The 17,167-nt window shown below is 41.6% G+C and carries 16 protein-coding genes; 2 read left to right on the top strand and 14 right to left on the bottom strand.

The genetic code is table 11. The annotated features are described in order from the left end of the window. Positions 1–173 precede the first annotated feature (173 nt). The gene (locus L2729_RS08710; RefSeq protein WP_248987925.1) at positions 174–1,046 is read right to left on the bottom strand and encodes a hypothetical protein; all 873 of its coding nucleotides are present in this window, start codon (positions 1,044–1,046) and stop codon (positions 174–176) included. A gap of 356 nt (positions 1,047–1,402) precedes the next feature. After that, entirely contained in the window at positions 1,403–1,774 is a 372-nt protein-coding gene (locus L2729_RS08705; RefSeq protein ID WP_248987924.1) for a diacylglycerol kinase, read from the bottom strand. 200 nt (positions 1,775–1,974) lie between these two features. On the opposite strand from L2729_RS08705, the gene L2729_RS08700 reads away from it, so the two are divergent. Both L2729_RS08700 and L2729_RS08695 read left to right on the top strand, forming a co-directional pair. Next, positions 1,975–2,862 carry a DNA ligase gene (locus L2729_RS08700; protein ID WP_248987923.1) on the top strand — a complete coding sequence of 296 codons (888 nt, stop codon included), beginning with the start codon at positions 1,975–1,977 and terminating at the stop codon, positions 2,860–2,862. A gap of 149 nt (positions 2,863–3,011) precedes the next feature. Beyond that, positions 3,012–3,410, top strand: a complete 399-nt coding sequence (locus L2729_RS08695; RefSeq protein WP_248987922.1) for a DUF1353 domain-containing protein — start codon at positions 3,012–3,014, stop codon at positions 3,408–3,410. A 138-nt stretch (positions 3,411–3,548) separates the two neighbouring features. Here the strand turns inward: L2729_RS08695 and L2729_RS08690 are convergent, their stop codons facing one another. The 12 genes from L2729_RS08690 to L2729_RS08635 all read right to left on the bottom strand — a co-directional run bounded on the left by L2729_RS08690 (position 3,549) and on the right by L2729_RS08635 (position 16,877). Next, entirely contained in the window at positions 3,549–6,716 is a 3,168-nt protein-coding gene (locus L2729_RS08690) for an efflux RND transporter permease subunit (protein WP_248987921.1), read from the bottom strand. Beyond that, on the bottom strand, positions 6,716–7,882 hold the full coding sequence (locus tag L2729_RS08685; protein ID WP_248987920.1) for an efflux RND transporter periplasmic adaptor subunit: 1,167 nt from the start codon (positions 7,880–7,882) through the stop codon (positions 6,716–6,718). The genes L2729_RS08690 and L2729_RS08685 overlap by 1 nt, the downstream gene beginning before the upstream one ends. 202 nt (positions 7,883–8,084) lie before the next feature. Beyond that, positions 8,085–8,948, bottom strand: coding sequence for an energy transducer TonB (locus tag L2729_RS08680; RefSeq protein ID WP_248987919.1), 864 nt, complete (start codon positions 8,946–8,948; stop codon positions 8,085–8,087). 8 nt (positions 8,949–8,956) lie between these two features. Then, on the bottom strand, positions 8,957–9,355 hold the full coding sequence (locus L2729_RS08675; protein ID WP_248987918.1) for an ExbD/TolR family protein: 399 nt from the start codon (positions 9,353–9,355) through the stop codon (positions 8,957–8,959). Further along, positions 9,345–9,749: an ExbD/TolR family protein gene (locus tag L2729_RS08670; RefSeq protein ID WP_248987917.1), complete on the bottom strand. Its 405-nt coding sequence runs from the start codon at positions 9,747–9,749 to the stop codon at positions 9,345–9,347. Before L2729_RS08670 ends, L2729_RS08675 begins: the two co-directional genes overlap by 11 nt. Next, entirely contained in the window at positions 9,746–10,375 is a 630-nt protein-coding gene (locus tag L2729_RS08665; protein ID WP_248987916.1) for a MotA/TolQ/ExbB proton channel family protein, read from the bottom strand. Before L2729_RS08665 ends, L2729_RS08670 begins: the two co-directional genes overlap by 4 nt. Before the next feature lie 61 nt (positions 10,376–10,436). Further along, a complete protein-coding gene (locus L2729_RS08660) occupies positions 10,437–11,741 on the bottom strand; it encodes an ATP-binding protein (RefSeq protein WP_248987915.1) in 1,305 nt (434 codons plus the stop codon). After that, the gene (locus tag L2729_RS08655; RefSeq protein WP_248987914.1) at positions 11,734–12,411 is read right to left on the bottom strand and encodes a response regulator transcription factor; all 678 of its coding nucleotides are present in this window, start codon (positions 12,409–12,411) and stop codon (positions 11,734–11,736) included. The genes L2729_RS08660 and L2729_RS08655 overlap by 8 nt, the downstream gene beginning before the upstream one ends. 189 nt (positions 12,412–12,600) lie before the next feature. Beyond that, on the bottom strand, positions 12,601–14,679 hold the full coding sequence (locus L2729_RS08650; protein WP_248987913.1) for a TonB-dependent receptor domain-containing protein: 2,079 nt from the start codon (positions 14,677–14,679) through the stop codon (positions 12,601–12,603). 306 nt (positions 14,680–14,985) lie between these two features. Next, complete coding sequence (locus L2729_RS08645; protein ID WP_248987912.1) at positions 14,986–15,786, bottom strand: DUF4198 domain-containing protein; 801 nt, start codon at positions 15,784–15,786, stop codon at positions 14,986–14,988. Positions 15,787–15,900: 114 nt separating this feature from the next. Next, positions 15,901–16,446 carry a DUF2271 domain-containing protein gene (locus tag L2729_RS08640; protein WP_248987911.1) on the bottom strand — a complete coding sequence of 182 codons (546 nt, stop codon included), beginning with the start codon at positions 16,444–16,446 and terminating at the stop codon, positions 15,901–15,903. Between the two features lie 5 nt (positions 16,447–16,451). Further along, entirely contained in the window at positions 16,452–16,877 is a 426-nt protein-coding gene (locus tag L2729_RS08635; RefSeq protein ID WP_487250771.1) for a PepSY-associated TM helix domain-containing protein, read from the bottom strand. Positions 16,878–17,167: the final 290 nt, after the last annotated feature.

Raw genomic sequence — 17,167 nt, 5'->3', positions numbered from 1 at the left:
GAGTGCTTGAGATACGTCCATAAAAAATCCGAATGTAAGGAATACATTCGGATTTTCGCATGCTGAGAAGATCGGTCAACCGATCAAATATTGACTAACTGATCGGCATTACACCGCAAGGTGTCTTTTTTATGAGTATCAGAGCGATAGCTATAAACAGAGTTTAGTGAGTGTTAGAACTGATAGCTCACCGATAGCATTGGACCCGTGAAACTGTAGTAAATATTGTAATCAGCAATTTTCATATCGGTATTTTTTAAATTAGAGCTATATTCCACATCCACTTCGTAATAGTTAAATGCTGCGGTCATGTGCCAGTTATCCGTAATAGCTGCTTCAACACCGAGTCTAATATCAACTAAACCGCCTTTTAAATCATCTAGCTTGATATAGAAGTATTGTGCATGTCCACTGAATGTAAATCCTGGATAAAGTTCATAACTACCATAGACACCGATATCAGGCAAAGGTGCTGTCAGCTTATCATCGACAACTTTAGGGATAGTAATTGTGTCAGGGCAACGAGTTTCTGTATCGACGTCACAGATCCCGATATCACCTTTAAATGCAGTTTTAATGAACATGGCATGTATGCCAACCGAAACGCCAATATCATAATGATCCCCTTGCCAAATATCGTATCCGTAGCCAATACGTGCGATATCGATATTGAGGGTGGTATCTAATGATATACCGGACTTAACATCATAAGTCTTATCGTCCCAAGTAAACTGAAATGGCTTTTCGACCGATTTTACTAGTGCGTTACGATGAAGTTGTTTCCAGTCAACGTATAAATTATGTCTTTCATTAAAGCGATAGGTAAATTCAAAGAAAGGCAGAAATTGGGACTCTTCAAGCTTTAAGTCTTGTTCAAAATCCAAGGTGAAATTATTACCAAGAAGCGGATCGTTTACATCAATACTTGAATCAGTATTAGCATAGAAGCCTCCGATACGAATAATAGTATTATTCTCGGCTTTGACCCCATAGCTTGTCATCAAGGCCAATAGTGTGGCTGTGATAAATGTGACACTTTTAGACATTAAAAGTAACTCCGCAATTTTTTATAGTTTTTATTTTGCAGCAATTGAATCGAGTCAAGAGCTTTGATATATCAGAAACAGCATAACAGCATATGTTGAAATGTGAATAGAATGTTTCAAGGTATGTATGATTTGTTTGATCTATTGCAGGTAAACCGCTTTTTTAACTACTTTTGGCGTGTTTTGTGGAGGAAATGACAGAAAACGTACTAAACGTGACATAACTCGGATGGGATTTTGCCAGCGGTGGGCGTGTTATTGGGGGTTATATTAATCTCTATGTCGCAAGATGCTCTTTCGCTAGCGTGATGTCGTTAACAGAAAGAGCATGTTTTAGCAGGAAGGAGCAAGGATCGTTATATAAATTTAGGTAATAAGATCAGTGCCCAGCTCAAGCCACAAAAAGCCAAACTCATGAATACGGCTGCCGATGCAATATCTTTAGCTTGACCACTTAGTGGATGGATTTCGTCACTAATTCTGTCCACGACAGCTTCAATTGCTGAATTTAATAGCTCAACAATTAGCACGAAAAACAAACCTAAGATCAGTAAAATACGCTCTACGGTTGTAACATCGACCAATAGCGCTATAGGTAACATAATGACTGCGAGCATCAATTCTTGTCTGAATGCAGCTTCGTGTTTCCACGCAAGCTTAAGGCCTTGCATCGAAAATCCAGTCGCTCTAATTACGCGCTTAATACCATGATTATTTGCAGGTTTCATATGTTTCCATCTGTGTGCGGTTATTTTTAATTTGAATCGATCCCAAAAATAGCGGCTCAGTATAACACGTTAAAATGGTGTGTTAATGCAAAAGAGCCCAGCGATAATTCAGCCATTTTGCTGATGGAATATCTCTTTTATGGGACTAGGCTTTTTATAAGAGAATGAGCGCGGTGCTTATTTAGTAATGCGAGTTGTTTATGACAAAAATCTCTTGGCTAAGTTCAGAACTCAATTCTTTCGTAGGTCTTTGTTGCGGGGGATTGGCGTTTTTCTTTGTTGTGACTGCGGAGTTAACCGCAGCAGAAATGGCTAAACCGCCTATTCAACTAGCAAAAGAATATAAACAGCAGCGCATCACTAAATTGTCTGATTACTTAATAAGTGAAAAACTTGATGGGGTAAGGGGCTATTGGAATGGCTCCGATATGTTGTCTCGCTCAGGCAGAGTCATCAATGTACCCAATTGGTTTGTTGAAGGTTTCCCAAACTACCCCATTGACGGCGAGCTATGGATTGATCGTAATCATTTCGAACAGGTTTCGGCTATTGTCCGCAAAAATAACGCAAGTAAAGCAGAGTGGCTGCAAGTGAGCTTTATGGTTTTTGACCTGCCAGCTGAAAGTACGCCTTTTATTGAACGATATGAAAAAGCACTGGCTGATTTATCACAGATTAGTCCCTACATTAACGTTATTGAGCAGTTCTCGATTGGTGACCAAGCTGAATTAGACGCAAGGCTTAATGTCATCGTTGAGGCAAATGGTGAAGGTTTGATGCTGCATCGAAAAACGGCGCATTACCAAATTGGGCGCAGTAATGACATTGTTAAATTAAAACCTGTTTACGACGCAGAAGCTGTTGTTTTAGCGCATCAGCAAGGAAAGGGTAAATACACTGGCATGATGGGGGCATTATTGGTTGAAAGTATGCAGGGAAAACGATTTAGTATTGGCAGCGGTTTTACTGATGAAGAGCGCCGCAACCCACCAAAGGTGGGTAGCGTTATAACGTTTAAATACTACGGTAAAACACAAAAAGGCACCCCTAGATTTGCGAGCTTTTTACGAGTTAGAGATCCATTTTAATTCACTGTTTCACCTTTTCGTTACCTGCAAGGCTATTTCTTTCTTACTGTTATTTCAGTATGTTATCCGCACTAAGATTTATATCTCTTACTGGCAAAACCTTAACTAGCAGTGTTATTGACAGCGAAGTGCATACTTGGGAGAGGGCATTGATTAAATGTAAGCAGCGTAGGAAATACAAATACAACCTACATTCAGAATTAATCTATGAGACAGGTCTGTCTGTTAAGGTGCCGATTGCCAGTCTTTTTCTTGAGATCAACGCCACCGGTCGCTTAATTATAAAGCCAGGTTACGCATGGGATGGGCCAAGTAGCCCGGCAATAGACAGCAAAAACTTTATGCAAGGCTCCTTAATTCATGATGCGTTATATCAGCTTATGAGGGAGCAAGTATTACCACCGTCGGATAGAAAACGGGTTGATGAGATCCTTAAAGAGGTGTGTTTGCAAGATGGCATGTCAGCATTTAGAGCATGGTATGTCTACCAAGGTGTGAGATTCGGGGGAGCAAAGTCTACCGCACCCGACCTTTTAAGCGCGCCGTAACAGTTGCATTCATCAGCAAAAATACCATTGATGACACAATAGCGAGCCAAAGTAGCCATTATGGAATGGGTATAGCACTTCGGCTCACATAATGATTGTTAGGACTCTACAGTCAAGTTGTTTGCTTATATTCTAAGCCTAAGTTTCGGTGGCTTTGTTGTTAGCTGATGAATTAAGTTCAAGCGCACTTCTTTGCTGAGCTCTATGGTGATGCCAACGCTCGCTAAGCAAAAAAACAGCGGGTGCAAAAATCAAAATAGTAGCGATTGAGAAGAATGTACCGAAGCTTAAACTGATCACCATTGGGATAAGATATAGCGCTTGAGTTGATGTTTCAAATAACAAGGGCGCCAAGCCTACAGTGGTGGTCATGGCGGTGATAACTACAGGCCTAAAGCGGCCTAAGCTGCTGTTAATTATTGCCGTTTCAATATCAAGACCTTGGCGTAAGTGCTGCTTTATCTCTAATAAGAGCACAAATGAGCCATTAAGCACCAATCCCGATAACGCTATTATGCCAAACAGGCTCATCACGCTAAAGCTTTGGGCTAAAATAATGTGGCCAAGCATCGCAGCGGCTAAGCAAAGCGGGATCACACTCATGATTAATATCGCATCAATAATATTCTTGAAATAGATAGCTAAGAATGAAAAGACGATAAACAATGCTAGCAATACCCCGGTCATTAGTTGGGCACTAACCTTTCTTTCAGTACGAGCACTGCCGCCTAACTCTATCTCAATATGTGGATATTTTTTTATTAGGTTGGGAATGATTGATTCTGCAATCGTTGATGTTATTAGAGCAACATTGGCGATACTTCGAATAAAACTGGCACTGACTTCAATCTGTTCTATACCGTCTACTCGGTCGATTTGTGTTGCTGATAAAATCGGCGTGATATTGGCTATCTGTTTTAGTAAGACTTGCTCTCCCGTAGGGGAGACAATAAGCAACTCTCCCAACTGATTGGCTTTGAACTGTTCATTTCGGTGGCGCATCACTCGAATTTTGAGCTCTTCGCTGTTTAGGATCTGACGTTTAACTTCATCGCCATAAAAGCTATTACGAACTAAAGCCCCTAAACTATCACTGTCAAAACCTAACATGCTGCCTCGCGCATTGATGCTTAAGGTATATTCACGCTGTGCATCGATAAGGCCACTATCAATATCGGTTACGCCTTCGATTTGTCTCAATTGAGACATTAGATCATAAGTGGCTTGCTTTAATACTTCGCTGTCACTCGCACCTAGCTCTATCGATAGCTCTTTTCCACCACCGGGGCCAACTTCAAAATCGAAAAACAGTGATTTCACCCCTGCCAATTCGCCAATTTCGCTGCGCCAAGTATCAACAAGTTCTCTTGCGGTATAAGCACGTTCGGTATCATCAACAATCTGAAAGGTTGTTGCTGCCGAATTAGCACGAATCGCCACCATAATGTGTTTATAGCTATCTGGCGCATCTAGGCGTTCGAAAGCCCGTATACCTGCTGCTTGTATCAACGCCATGGTTTGCTTTTTGTCAGTAAGTGCTGAGCCTGCTGGAAATTCAACCTCGGCATCAATACGTTGTGATTCAACCTTGGGTACAAAACCAGCGTCAACTCGACCCGACTTAACCCAACTAAAGGTTACTAAAGTGATAGAGATAAACAGAACGATAATAGTTAGAGGCTGGCGTAAGCCCAAACGAAGTACTTTATTAAAATGAACATCTCTTAGGGTTTCAAATGCAGTAAAGCTTTTATGTTGGATTTTACTGAACAAGTTCTGTTTTTTGGGTTTGTTAAGCTGCTTTAGGTGATGAGGTAATATCAATAGTGCCTCAATTAAAGAGACAATAAAAATGGCAAAAATCAGCATTGTCATTGGTTTGTACATAACACCAAGCTCGCCAGGTACAAACAATAGTGGAACAAAGGCGATGATGTTAGTGGCGACCGAAAAACATACCGGCAAGCTCATTTCTGTGACGCCTTGTTTAAGTGCGGTTTCCATTTCGCAGCCTTGTTGAACCTTTTGGTAGATATTCTCTGCCACAATGACCGCGTCATCAACCAAGATCCCTAGGGTGATAATAAACGCAAATAACGTGACCATATTAAGCGGAATATTAAGTATGGGCATAAAAGCGAGTGAGCCGACAATTGCGATGGGGATCCCCATGCATACCCAAAAAGCTAAGCGCATATCGAGAAATAGCGACAAGGCGATAATCACTAGCACCATACCGATTAATCCATTGCCTAATAACAGATCTATACGGGTTTGAAATGAGTGGGCTTGGTCATCAAGTACCGTTATGTTTGCATTGATAGCGAGTGTTTGTTGGTATTGAAGGACGAAATCTTGGATATTGGCACTGAGCTGTAGTGGTTTGGCCGTTTTACTTTGATAAATAACCAGCATAACTCCCTGTTTACCGTTGATTAAAAAGGGGGCTTCCAGCTGAGAATAGCCAAAACTGACATCGGCTATTTGACCGAGACTGACCTCTGCACCATCAATTTGAGATTTAATATTGATTTGCTTAAATTGGTTAAGCTGATCTTTGCGGCCAAGAGTACGGATCAGTATATCGCCTGCGTTAGTACTAATACTCCCCGCAGAGACATCGCTGACCTCCGCCGCCACTTTTTCAGTAATGTCAGCTAAAGTCAGCTGATATTGGTAAAGCTTATCTTGGGTGATCTCAATAATCACCTCAGGCTCTCTAACACCTTCAATTTCAATCTTTGCAATATCAAACTGCTCTAATAGTGCATTTTTGAGTATTATCGCTTGCCGCCTTAACTCAATTTCTGAAAGGTCGCCGTAAAGGCCAAACTCGACTAAAGAGTCAAGTTCTTCAACTAAGGCAATTTGTAGAGGTTCCATACTTGCCGGAAAGCTGTTTATGGCATCAAGGTCATTTTTAATATCAGCCATCACGCTATTGGCATCGACACCATCATTGAGTGTTAGCACTATTGTGGCTTCTCCCTCCATGGCGGTTGCAGAGAGTCGATCTATTTGGGTGTTCTCTCTTAGACTGTGCTCGATGGGTAGCACAATACCTTGCTCTATCTCTTTAGGTGTTGCGCCGGGGAAACTTGCGCTAATCTCGATTTCATCGACGCTAAATGACGGTGATGTTTCCTGCCTAATATCCGCATAATTGTAGATCCCCAACGCGAGGATCGCCACGGTAAGCAAGTTAACGGCTACGGGATTGTCAATCATCCAACTTATGAGTTGATTGACTAATGACGTCGGTTTTTCTGAAAGTGGAACAGGCTGAGTAGAGTGTGGTTTGATCATTAGAATCGCTCCACAATGTTAACGCTGAGATGGGCTTGTGGAGCATGCATTTTATTGCTGATAATCTGCTCGCTTTCACTGAGGGTATTAATAATCACTGCGCTGGTTTTATCTTGATATACGATGGTAACGGGTTCTCGCTTGAGAGTACTGTTGGCTGTGACTAACCATATGTAATTATCATCAATGGCTGATAGAGGCACATTTAATGTGTTCTTGATGGGGGCGAATAGTAGCGTCGCCTCGACAAAGTCACCAATAATAAGTGGGCTAAGATCATTAGTCGCAGGTTGATACTCTGCGAACACTTTTTGCAGCTGAACTTTATTCTCAAGTATAGGTAATATATGGCTTATTTTTGCGGTGACAGTACGTTGAGTATCGGGTTGATAGAGTGATACGACTTGGCCTATGGTGACTTTTGCGGCAAGTTCTCTCGGCAAGTAAATTGGAACTCTTAGTTCGGTGATGTCTACCAGCTTGGCAATCTCATCCCCTTTCACTAAATAGTCACCTTGTGAAACACTCTTAGATTCAACAAAATAGCGTTTATCGCTACGCCACTGGCTGCGTTCAAGATCTCTTTCTGCAATGGTGAGTGCATTACGAGCGATACTGAGTTGGGCCCGTGCTTGGGCTAATTGTGGTTTTCTAAGCAGGAGTTCGAGATCCAATTGCCATTCATTTTCATTAAAGTCGTTTTGCATCATTTTGTAGTCTTTTTCCGCGATACGTTGTTGACCTAATTCTAATGAAAGTTGCGCACTGGCAATTTCAACCTCAGCTTGACGCTGCGCCAGTAATGCAGATAGATCCGCTGGGTCTTGTTGGAAAATATCATCATCTATATTGAGTACACCACCAGCAATCACATTGTCGGCCAGATAGTGGAGTCGCCCCTCTACTTGCGCTATTAAACGTAAGCTGCTTTTTGCGATGACGGTGCCGTAAGCGCTATAGCTAGGGGTGAATATTTGCTGTCTTACGTCAATGACGTTGACGTTGATCACGGGTTTGCTGTCAGGTTTTACTGCAGCAGATGGAGCGGTGATTTGTATAATATAAGTGACAATAAGCGCCACAAGAACCAAGACGAGTGGTTGGTACTTTTTAAATTTTGCTAAATACAATCTATTAAGACTATGTCTTTCATCTGGGGAGGTCATTTTATTACCTAGGTTAATTGCACATGCTTGCAGTGACACAATGATGTATCTGGGATGATTATTCTTAATAGGAAGTAAGCTAACTAAGTTGCTGTGAAGGGAATGTCAAACTAGGGTACTAGCGACCAAATATCGCCATTAAAATGGACTGTGGTCTTATTGCTAGCAAGAGTTTACTTATAGGTTCACACATCACATTGAGTTAGCTGTTTAACGTGTTTAAGGTAAATTCCAACGTTAGGCTGATCTGTTTCGGAAAGACCTGTCTGATTTGTTGCTCTGCTGCCGGTAGTTGAATGCGGCGCAGTAGTTTACGAACGCTCTTGTTGAGGTATTTACTCGATGATTTCTGCAGTAGTTGTATATTCTTAATGTCTCCTTCGGCGGTTAATGTAAAAGCTACGGTAATGCTGCCTTGGTGACGTCTTAATTTTGCCTGTTTAGGGTAATGTTTATGTTTTAGGATCTCAGACCTAATAAAGTTAATATATTGATTGGTCTTGCGCTCAATGGGGTCAATAACGAGGTTATTTGGCGAGTTGGCTTGACGACTTACCTCCGTTGAAGTCTTACCTCCTGAGGTTGATAATACGGCAGAATTATTGCTTAGCGCTGATGTTGGAGTGTTTGCTGTTGGCGTAATGATTGTTCCAGTATTCTGTGTTTCAGTATTTGTGGTTTCAGTCGCTAGGGTATGTTCTGTCAGTTGCTTGCTGTTGACTGAGGCGTTTTCTGTTACTGCTAATGGTATCACTTTAGTCTGCTGTGTTTTTGGGGGGATTTCATATTGCACTTTGGTATGTTGTTTTTCATTAGCAAGATTTCGTGTCACGGATGCTTTATTTGGCGTTATTATTTCGGCCGTTGTTTCACTGGGTTGTAATCGGGGCTGGCTTTTATGTGCATCAGTCGCTGTCGATTGCTGCTGACGAGCAAAAGACATTTTTGTCACCGAGAATGACGCGGGTTGGCTAGCGGAATGAGCGACATGTGGCTGACAAATCAATTGCAAAAATGTCAGCGCATGAATGGCTAATGCTATCGTTAGGGCGACTAATGTTGTCATTGAAGGTTTCATTTGCTGTGGCTTTCTTCTAAACGGGTGATCAGAGATATGTCGGTTATATCGAGTTGCCTTAGGGTTGAAATAACCTGTTGTAAATCCCCCATTACGAGAGAAGTATCAACAGCAATATATAGACTTTGTTTAGCGGTAAACACCCGTTGAAATTGCTCCAGTGATAACAATTTTTGATGGTAAAAACAGTCACCTGATTGAGTAACGTAAAGCCAGTTTTCATTAGGCTCAGTGACTGCGACATAGTGCTGCTGTGTTGTCAGTATCTGCAGCTCGGTTTGTTGTTCTGTCGTAATATGGCCAACGACTAAAAAAAATATAAGTAATAAAAACACCACATTAATCAGCGATAACATGGGTTCAATCACCGGACGGGTACTGGTTTCAATGTTCATTTTGACTCGCCATAACCCACTCTTCGATATCGGTATAACCGTAACTTAATAATGTCTCTTTTACGGCTACGAACTGCTGCGCGGTAACATTAAACTCAATATTAATGTTGAGCTTACTAATTGTGTTGGCAGGGACCGATTGGCTAAAGCTAAGCAAGCTGTAATCCCGCTGTTGATACATAAGCTTACCCGTGGTCACTAACGTTATTTCAATCTCTTTCTTTGGCTTTAAGGCACTGGTTTGGTCATTCATTTGAGACAGATATAGTGCTAACGATTGATAAGTCGTCATTTTGGTTACTAACATAAAAAATATCAGCAAGATAAACACCACATCAATTAACGGGGTTAAGCTTATTTGAGGCCGAGTTTTATTTGCTGATTTTAATTTCATGAGCCGAACTTTCTGGTCGATGGCAGCGATAAATATTCGGTTAGTAGGTGCTCAATAGCGGCATTATGTTGAGTAATAAGGTTGTCAAAAAAGTGCCAAGCGGCAGTCGTAGGTATGGCGACAATCAACCCAGCTGCTGTGGTCAATAATGCTTGTGATATTCCACCTGACAGCATAGCAGGGTCAACTTTGGTGCCCGCTTGCTGCAGATTTTGGAATGCATCAATCATCCCCAGTACTGTGCCGAGCAAACCGATAAGAGGAGCAAGCGCTGAGATAACCTCAAGGGCGCGCATACCCTGTTTAAGTTGCACTATCTCTTGTTCTGCTTTAATGGTGACTTTGTCTTCGAATACTTGCTTCTCAATGGTATTAGGTAAGATGGCAACACAAAACTGTATTAACCTTGTAGCAGGGTGATGTAGGCGAATATGTTTGCCAGTAAACAAAAATTTATCGATGGTTGGCATCGAATCAAGCCAAAATTTATATTCGTTTTTTTGATTAAGCCCAAGTTTCGCAAAACTAATCAATTTATAGATAATTAGGCTCAATGAGGTCACCGACAAAACGATAAGCAGCCATAGGCACCAACCACCTTGAATTAGCCAATCGGGAGAGTTCACTGTGTATCCTTCTGATGTTTATGATAGATAAATAGGGTGTGTCGTTACGTTAAGTAATGGATTAGTGATTGAAATTGACGGTGACTTTATATCTATCTGCACTCTTACTTATTGTTAGTTGGCAACGTAAACACTCGGCAATTCTATTGATGATCTCAGTGCCATAACCAAAACCTGCCTGGGCAACGTTATGGTCTTTAACAATGTCATTATCAATAAGCAGTTGCTCGTCACTGAGCGTTATCCGCACCAGACTATTAGATGAGGCGAGGGCATTACGGAGTAGGTTGTTGAGCAGTATGCCTAACAGTGCTGCGTCCGATTGGATTATGCCGTCGTGACAGATAAGGATCTTCGGCAGTGTCGAGGTGCTCGTATTTGAGGAGTCGATTTTGTCTAACTCGGCAAATATGGCTTGGCGTAAGTTAATTGGGCTGATGATGCCACTTTGTTGTTCACGCCCGAGTAACAGGAATGTCTCAATTAATTGAACCATATTGGCTGTTGCTCTATCTATGCGGGTTAACGCTGTAGCTTTGGCATCTTCAGTGGCACGTTCAAGTTTTAATAAGCTCACGCAATTGCCTATTATGCTTAGCGGTGTACGCAGTTCGTGACTAACATGACGCGAAAACTGTTTTTCTCGATATAGAAATTGTTTTGCCCGTTCAATTGAGGCTGTAAAACTACGGCTGAGGGTTCCTATTTCGTCAGCGCGGTTATGGCCGATAAGCGGTAATAGTGGCGCGGGTTTACTCACCTCTTGTGCTAGCCGCTTGAGTGGCTCGGCTATTTTTCGACTCAGAGCAATGGAAACCATAATACCGATGAAGCAAATGAGTAACGCTACCGAGGTGAGTCCGACAATTAAATTTGGTGTGTTTTCGTCTAGCCTAGAGGCATTGGTTTCGTCATAAACCAAATAGAGGGTGATATTGTGTTCAGGTAATCTTGATACTAAAATTTGAGCATCTTCGGATTTGTACTCATGAAACCCCACCGAGAGTGGAGCTAAATAGGCTGGAACATTAGCCGTTATCGAGCTGTAAATATTCAATAGTGGACGACTTTGCTTAAAGTGTTTTATTAACACGTTAATGATATCGGCGTCAGACACACGGCTTAAGTCCTTTGGTAACATGGTTAAGTGTTGAGGAACCGTGGTGGCGGATTGACGTTGTAATTCAATTGTGTTGAGTTCTTTTAGAACATCCACTTGGGCATTTTGCAGGTAGATCTGTGCAGCCTGATTTTCGATTTCATGTACCGCATGAAAAAGTAAATAAGCATAAACTGCGCACAAGATACTGGTATACATCAAGAAAGTAGCAGTCAATACATGGTTAAACTTGTCGACTTTAAACAATCTGGTATCCCTTAGCATAAACAGTGCGGATAACCGTTTTTTCAAATGCGACCTCTAAGGTTGCTCGTAAACGGTAGATATGAGTGCGTAGAGGATTGCTTTCTGGTGGCATTCCATCCCAAATGGCTTGTTCAAGCATTTGTCTTGAAACAACGTTGGGGTAGTGTTTTAGTAATATGGTTAAGATATGCATCTGTAAGCTTAATAAACGCACTTGCTTTCCGTCGTAACTCACTAAGGATTGGTTATGATCTATCGTCAGGCCTGCAATCTTTTGGATCCCTATGTCACGCCTTGGTCCTCTGGAAAGTAGAGCTTGCAACCGTAGGTGCAATTCCTCTAGTGCAAAGGGCTTTACAAGGTAATCATCCGCCCCAGCTTGAAAGCCTGCTTTTTTATCTTCAAGGGTATCCCTAGCGGTTAAAAAGAGCACAGGAATAGAGTTGAACAGTTCATGCCGTAGTTTGTGGCAAAGCTGCAAACCGTTCATTTTTGGCATGGCAACGTCAAAGATAGCGATATCATATTGGTTGCTTTCGAGTAACTGCAATCCAGCGGCACCATTAAAAGCAAAATCAACACCATAGCCAAGTACACTGAGATAATCTGCAACAGAGCCTGCTAGTTCATCATTATCTTCTACGAGTAACACCTGCGATTTTTCAAACATTTATGACGGTTCCATATTCAGTATATCGATTGTTAGGCAAGCTTTAATGAGTAGTATTTAGTTTGAAAAGAGCCGCTTGCTTTCCGATTGAAACACAAGATAACATTTGGCTTGTCAATGAAATGTCAATGTAAATGAGATTTGTTTGTATTTGATGCCCGCAGCAAATACGATGCCGCGGGCGATAGGCTAGAACTGGTAACTCAACTGTAAATTGATAGAGCGGCCTTCTTCATAGTATTCATTAGCGGGTTTTTCATCGCCATTACGCTCAAAGTCCAATTGATGTGCATAAGCCTTATCAAACAAATTAGTTACAGACAGCTTAGCGACAAGCCCATCAATGCTTAGCGGCGTATAGCTGGCATATATGTCCATGGTGAACCAAGCATCAAAGCCTGCAGCTGGGATCTCTTCTATTACGCCATTTTCGCCCAATTGCTGAGTCGGCACTTTGTTATGCGTGAGCGCATAGGTTGCTCGTGTACCAAGAACCAAGCTATCGTTGATACTGGTATCAATATTTAAGTTGAACTTGTTTGATGGAATATCAGTTAAGTACCAGCCAGTGGTCATATCAGTGCCGCGTGTCTGACCATAGCTTAAGCTCATATTCCAATCATTGAGACTGTAGCTCGAGACAAACTCAAACCCCTCTAGTCTTGCTTCACCGATATTGACTTTTACACCGTCTGGATAGTTTTCGTTGTCGGTATAGGCAGTGCCTATATAATCTTTAATGTCATTTCTGAAAATGTTAACTCGAGTGGTAAAACTGTCTTGTTCACTAAAAAGGTCTTGGGTATCCCAAACAACGCCAATTTCTTTATTGTCTGCTCGTTCAGATTTTAAGTAGGGGTTGGGCTTAAAGCCTCTCCCTGAGGTAAACAGTTCTCCATTTTGGGGGGCGTTAAGTGCTTCTGCATACGATACAAACAGGGTGATATCATCCGTTAAGTAATAATTGAGGTTAATTGATTTTGATAAACGACTTTCAGTGCGTCCATCGCGCAAAAGAGGCTGATCGTTAGCGTCTATCGCATTGGCTGATTCAATATAGAACTGGTCGTAGCGTAAACCTGGGATTAACTCGAGGGACTCTGTAATCGGTAATTGGTAGTTTAGCCAACCAGCTAATTTTCTACTGGTCGTTGTGGCTTCATCAGTAGCGCTATCATCGGTAATGTCACCCGTTTCATAGTCTTTATCATAGATAACACCATCATGATCGGTGAAATGGCCAGATAGGCCGTAATGCAATAGTGTATCCACGGTTGCAATGCTGAAGATGCTGTCATTACTGACGACAAACCCAATGCTTGAATCTTTGATATCTTGTATTTGTTCTGCTGCACGCCCTTGCTCTGCACCATAGGAATCGACACCATTGTAATACAGAGTCGAAGTAAGGTTGAGGTAGGGATTATTTTGTCCGCTGTCTTCCCATATGAGCGAAGCTCCTGTGTACTGTACATCTCGGTAGCCAATGTCATTACGTACTTGATGTCCGTGGCTGTCATCGAGATTTAGCGTGAATTGTAGACGCTGATCGGACGATACCTGATGACCCAACTTAAATAAGCCACTCTTCTGCCTGCCAGCCGTTTTATAGTAACTGCCGCCACCCCCTATTTCATAGGCGTCTTTGTCGACATAGCTTCCGGATAGGAGGTAATCGGTAGCACCATTCTTACCAAATAAGGTTAGTCCAGTATCTTGCTGTGTATTGTTGCTGCGATAACCTAAATCTATTTTTGCCCCAAACTTTTCATTCTCATCCAGAAGATCCAGTGCTGAAATGGTGCTAATACTTATTTTACCCGCTGCCGCTCCTGAACTGGGGCCTGCGGTGACCTGTATGTTGTTAACCAAGTTTGGATTCAAGTACCAACTGCCACGCTTTGAGGCATAGTTACTTTGGTAGATCCCATCAATAACAATGTAAGCATGTGATTGAGGCAGACCACGGATTGTGATGTTTTGGTTAGTTGATGAAGGGCCGCCTTGTATATCAACATTTGGAATTATTTCGAGTGCGTTAGGAATATTTGTCGGGCTTAATGTTTGTATTGTCTCTCTTGAAATAGCATTAACCGATTGAGTCATGCTTAACGGATCTTGTTGTTCTTCTGTTTGGCTAGTCACGGTAATGTTATCAAGACGGTAGACGGTTTCGGTACTTTCTTTACCGGTTTCTGCTTGCGCTGTTTGGCACCAGAGAGCGAGGGCGATACTGCTAGCAATGTAAGATATGTGGAGTGACTTCACTGTTGATTCTTCCCATTAAATACAAATGATAATTGTTATCATTATTGGTTTGGGCGTGAGTATAGTGTTGCAACTGTGAACCAAAGTTCATTATCTTTGATAAAATAATAAGGTTTTATTACCCTGGTCTAATTTACCTGTTTATACGGTGATTCGTTGGGAATATAGTTAATGAACAGCGGCTTTTTACGATTTGTATAGTATGAAGTAAAGCGCCACGGGAAGTTGGCGCTATAGAAAATGAGGCAGGCATTTCGCTAAAGTGTCTTGACAAAGTGCAGCGGCAAACGTCGCTGCACAGGGATCTTACTGTACTACGTCGAAGCTTCTAAACAGTTCGATTGAACGTTGATCAGCATTCTTATCATTGTTTAGCTCAATTCCATGTTCAACAGCAATGACATAACGACCCGTGTTAGTAGGTGTAAACTCTACTTGGCCATTAGCATCGGTGAGGATTTCAATTTGCTCAAATTCGCTATTGTAGATGCTATTCATGCTCTTAATCGTAAATTCGGCATTGATCAGCGGTTGATTTTGGAATGTTGCAGTAAAGCTTATTTTATCCCCGACGGAAAACATATTAGGATGTGTTGAGCTGGTAAGAGTGATGCCATCTTGCTGTAAGACATTAGGTTCAGAAAAGCCGTTATAGCTGATGTATGTTTCAGTTATCATCTGTTTTTCTACCGTTTTTTCAACTTTGACATTGTCGGGCAATTCGTTGTAACGGCTTTTAGGGAGATTGACCTTGTGTTTTTTCCCTGATAAATCGCGGTAAAAGGTGAGGAATACTTGCGTCATTGGACTTCTAAATAAATAGGTGCCATTTTCCGAAAAATCCTGTTCAAAGACCTCTTTATTTGTGCCACTGAATACCGCGTTCAGTTTTAGCGCTTTGCCGATTGGTGAGACAACATTAAGGTATTTTACATTGTGGTTTGCTTCCGCAATAAATGCGTCTGCTGATCGAGCTACATCCAAGCTATATACGGTTTGCTGATCTGAATTGAGCTCAAAACTGCCGCTATTTATCCATACTTCATGTGCATTAGCTGTGGTGCTGACCCCTGCGATGAGGAGGGCGTTAACGAATACTTTTTTCATTTTGATTCCATAGAGTGAATTACCTTGTTAATTCTATGGTCGCTACAGTGAACCAAATATCACTGAATGCTTGTATCTACACAGGAAAGCAATAATAGCCGTTAACTTTGATCTTTATTGGTAGTCTACGCAGAATAAACTGATCTCTTTAGTGCCTTCAATACAGGTTTGAGTTTGTTGACCTGGCTGCATGTTAATTTTAAGCAATTCTCTCGAACCATTTTCTCTCGCCACTTCTACCCAAAAACCATGTGTTTGAGTCCTTGTTGTTTTAGGGAGTGCGAAACTAAAGCTGTGCTTGCCAGATTTTACTGTCGCGGAGGTTATGCCATCTAATCTTTCTCGCTGGTAGCGAGCGATATAGCGCCAAAAGGATTTAAGATCTCTTAGCCACTTACTATCGGCTCTAAGTACCTTAAGCGGCGTATAATGCTTGTTCGGCAAGCTATACCAAAGTGCTAAGTAAGGTTTTTCGGTTAGGGTATCAAACTGCATAAAATTGATTTTGACTGTTAGTTTATTATGGATTCTTTTGTCGAGTCTATTGTTAACAGGCTTGCTGGCTAGATGACTGTTTGCTTCATTTGCTGCAACCGCTAACGTCACTGGCGATAAGATCAAGCAATAAGTTGCGATTAGCCATTTTACAGTTAGTTTCATTGTCATTAGGCCATTGTAATGAGGGCTACAGCGCTTGCTGCTAGCAAATACAGATAGCGTTTCCGCTGCGCTTTATGTTTTAAACTTAACCAAGTGCCACTGATACAAATAAGCATGATGATAGCGGCTATGGCATCAGAAATAAGGGTCCACATAGCCGGTGTATGTCGATTTTGGTGTAGCTCATTCAACATGGCAATGAGCCCAAAATCAGTATTGATTAACTCTATTAGGTTGTTTTCATAATCGATGTAAAGATCAATCCGCTTGCCTGCGGTGGCTATTGTCAACTCGCTATTATCAAGTAATTGTGCGGTCTGAGAGTCTGATAGTTGAATATCATTTAAGGCGAGAGCAGTGATAAAGGCATCGGGTTTACCACTAATAACCGAGATGTGTTGCTGCTCAATAGTCGCTTCAGTTGAGAACATTGTTGGGTGATTCAAAGTGATGGCAGTGAAGCAAAATAAGAATAGAAATGAGAAACAAATAAGTGATAGATAGATATGTATTTTTCGCAGTAACTGACTATTCATAGTATTGGGTATTAGCTTTACGACATTGCTGGTGGGGTGATTCTACTCAGACAAGTTCAAGCAAAGATCAACTGAGCGAGTGATTCAAATAATTTACATGTTAGATTACATTAGCAATACATCGTATGTATTAGTAAGCGAGCCAAAATTGTTAATATAAAATAATGGCTCAGTGGCACAAGCTA

The organism is Shewanella gelidimarina (genome assembly GCF_023283945.1).
Classification (GTDB): domain Bacteria; phylum Pseudomonadota; class Gammaproteobacteria; order Enterobacterales; family Shewanellaceae; genus Shewanella; species Shewanella gelidimarina.
Note: the sequence above shows the minus strand (reverse complement) of the source record. Positions and strands in the feature narration are given on the sequence as shown.

Bases quoted from the DNA above. Each gene is read 5' to 3' on its own strand.
- L2729_RS08710 (WP_248987925.1), bottom strand. From the start codon at position 1,046: ATGTCTAAAAGTGTCACATTTATCACAGCCACACTATTGGCCTTGATG.
- L2729_RS08705 (WP_248987924.1), bottom strand. From the start codon at position 1,774: ATGAAACCTGCAAATAATCATGGTATTAAGCGCGTAATTAGAGCGACT.
- L2729_RS08700 (WP_248987923.1), top strand. From the start codon at position 1,975: ATGACAAAAATCTCTTGGCTAAGTTCAGAACTCAATTCTTTCGTAGGT.
- L2729_RS08690 (WP_248987921.1), bottom strand. From the start codon at position 6,716: ATGATCAAACCACACTCTACTCAGCCTGTTCCACTTTCAGAAAAACCG.
- L2729_RS08685 (WP_248987920.1), bottom strand. From the start codon at position 7,882: ATGACCTCCCCAGATGAAAGACATAGTCTTAATAGATTGTATTTAGCA.
- L2729_RS08680 (WP_248987919.1), bottom strand. From the start codon at position 8,948: ATGACAACATTAGTCGCCCTAACGATAGCATTAGCCATTCATGCGCTG.
- L2729_RS08675 (WP_248987918.1), bottom strand. From the start codon at position 9,355: ATGAACATTGAAACCAGTACCCGTCCGGTGATTGAACCCATGTTATCG.
- L2729_RS08670 (WP_248987917.1), bottom strand. From the start codon at position 9,749: ATGAAATTAAAATCAGCAAATAAAACTCGGCCTCAAATAAGCTTAACC.
- L2729_RS08655 (WP_248987914.1), bottom strand. From the start codon at position 12,411: ATGTTTGAAAAATCGCAGGTGTTACTCGTAGAAGATAATGATGAACTA.
- L2729_RS08645 (WP_248987912.1), bottom strand. From the start codon at position 15,786: ATGAAAAAAGTATTCGTTAACGCCCTCCTCATCGCAGGGGTCAGCACC.
- L2729_RS08640 (WP_248987911.1), bottom strand. From the start codon at position 16,446: ATGAAACTAACTGTAAAATGGCTAATCGCAACTTATTGCTTGATCTTA.
- L2729_RS08635 (WP_487250771.1), bottom strand. From the start codon at position 16,877: ATGTTCTCAACTGAAGCGACTATTGAGCAGCAACACATCTCGGTTATT.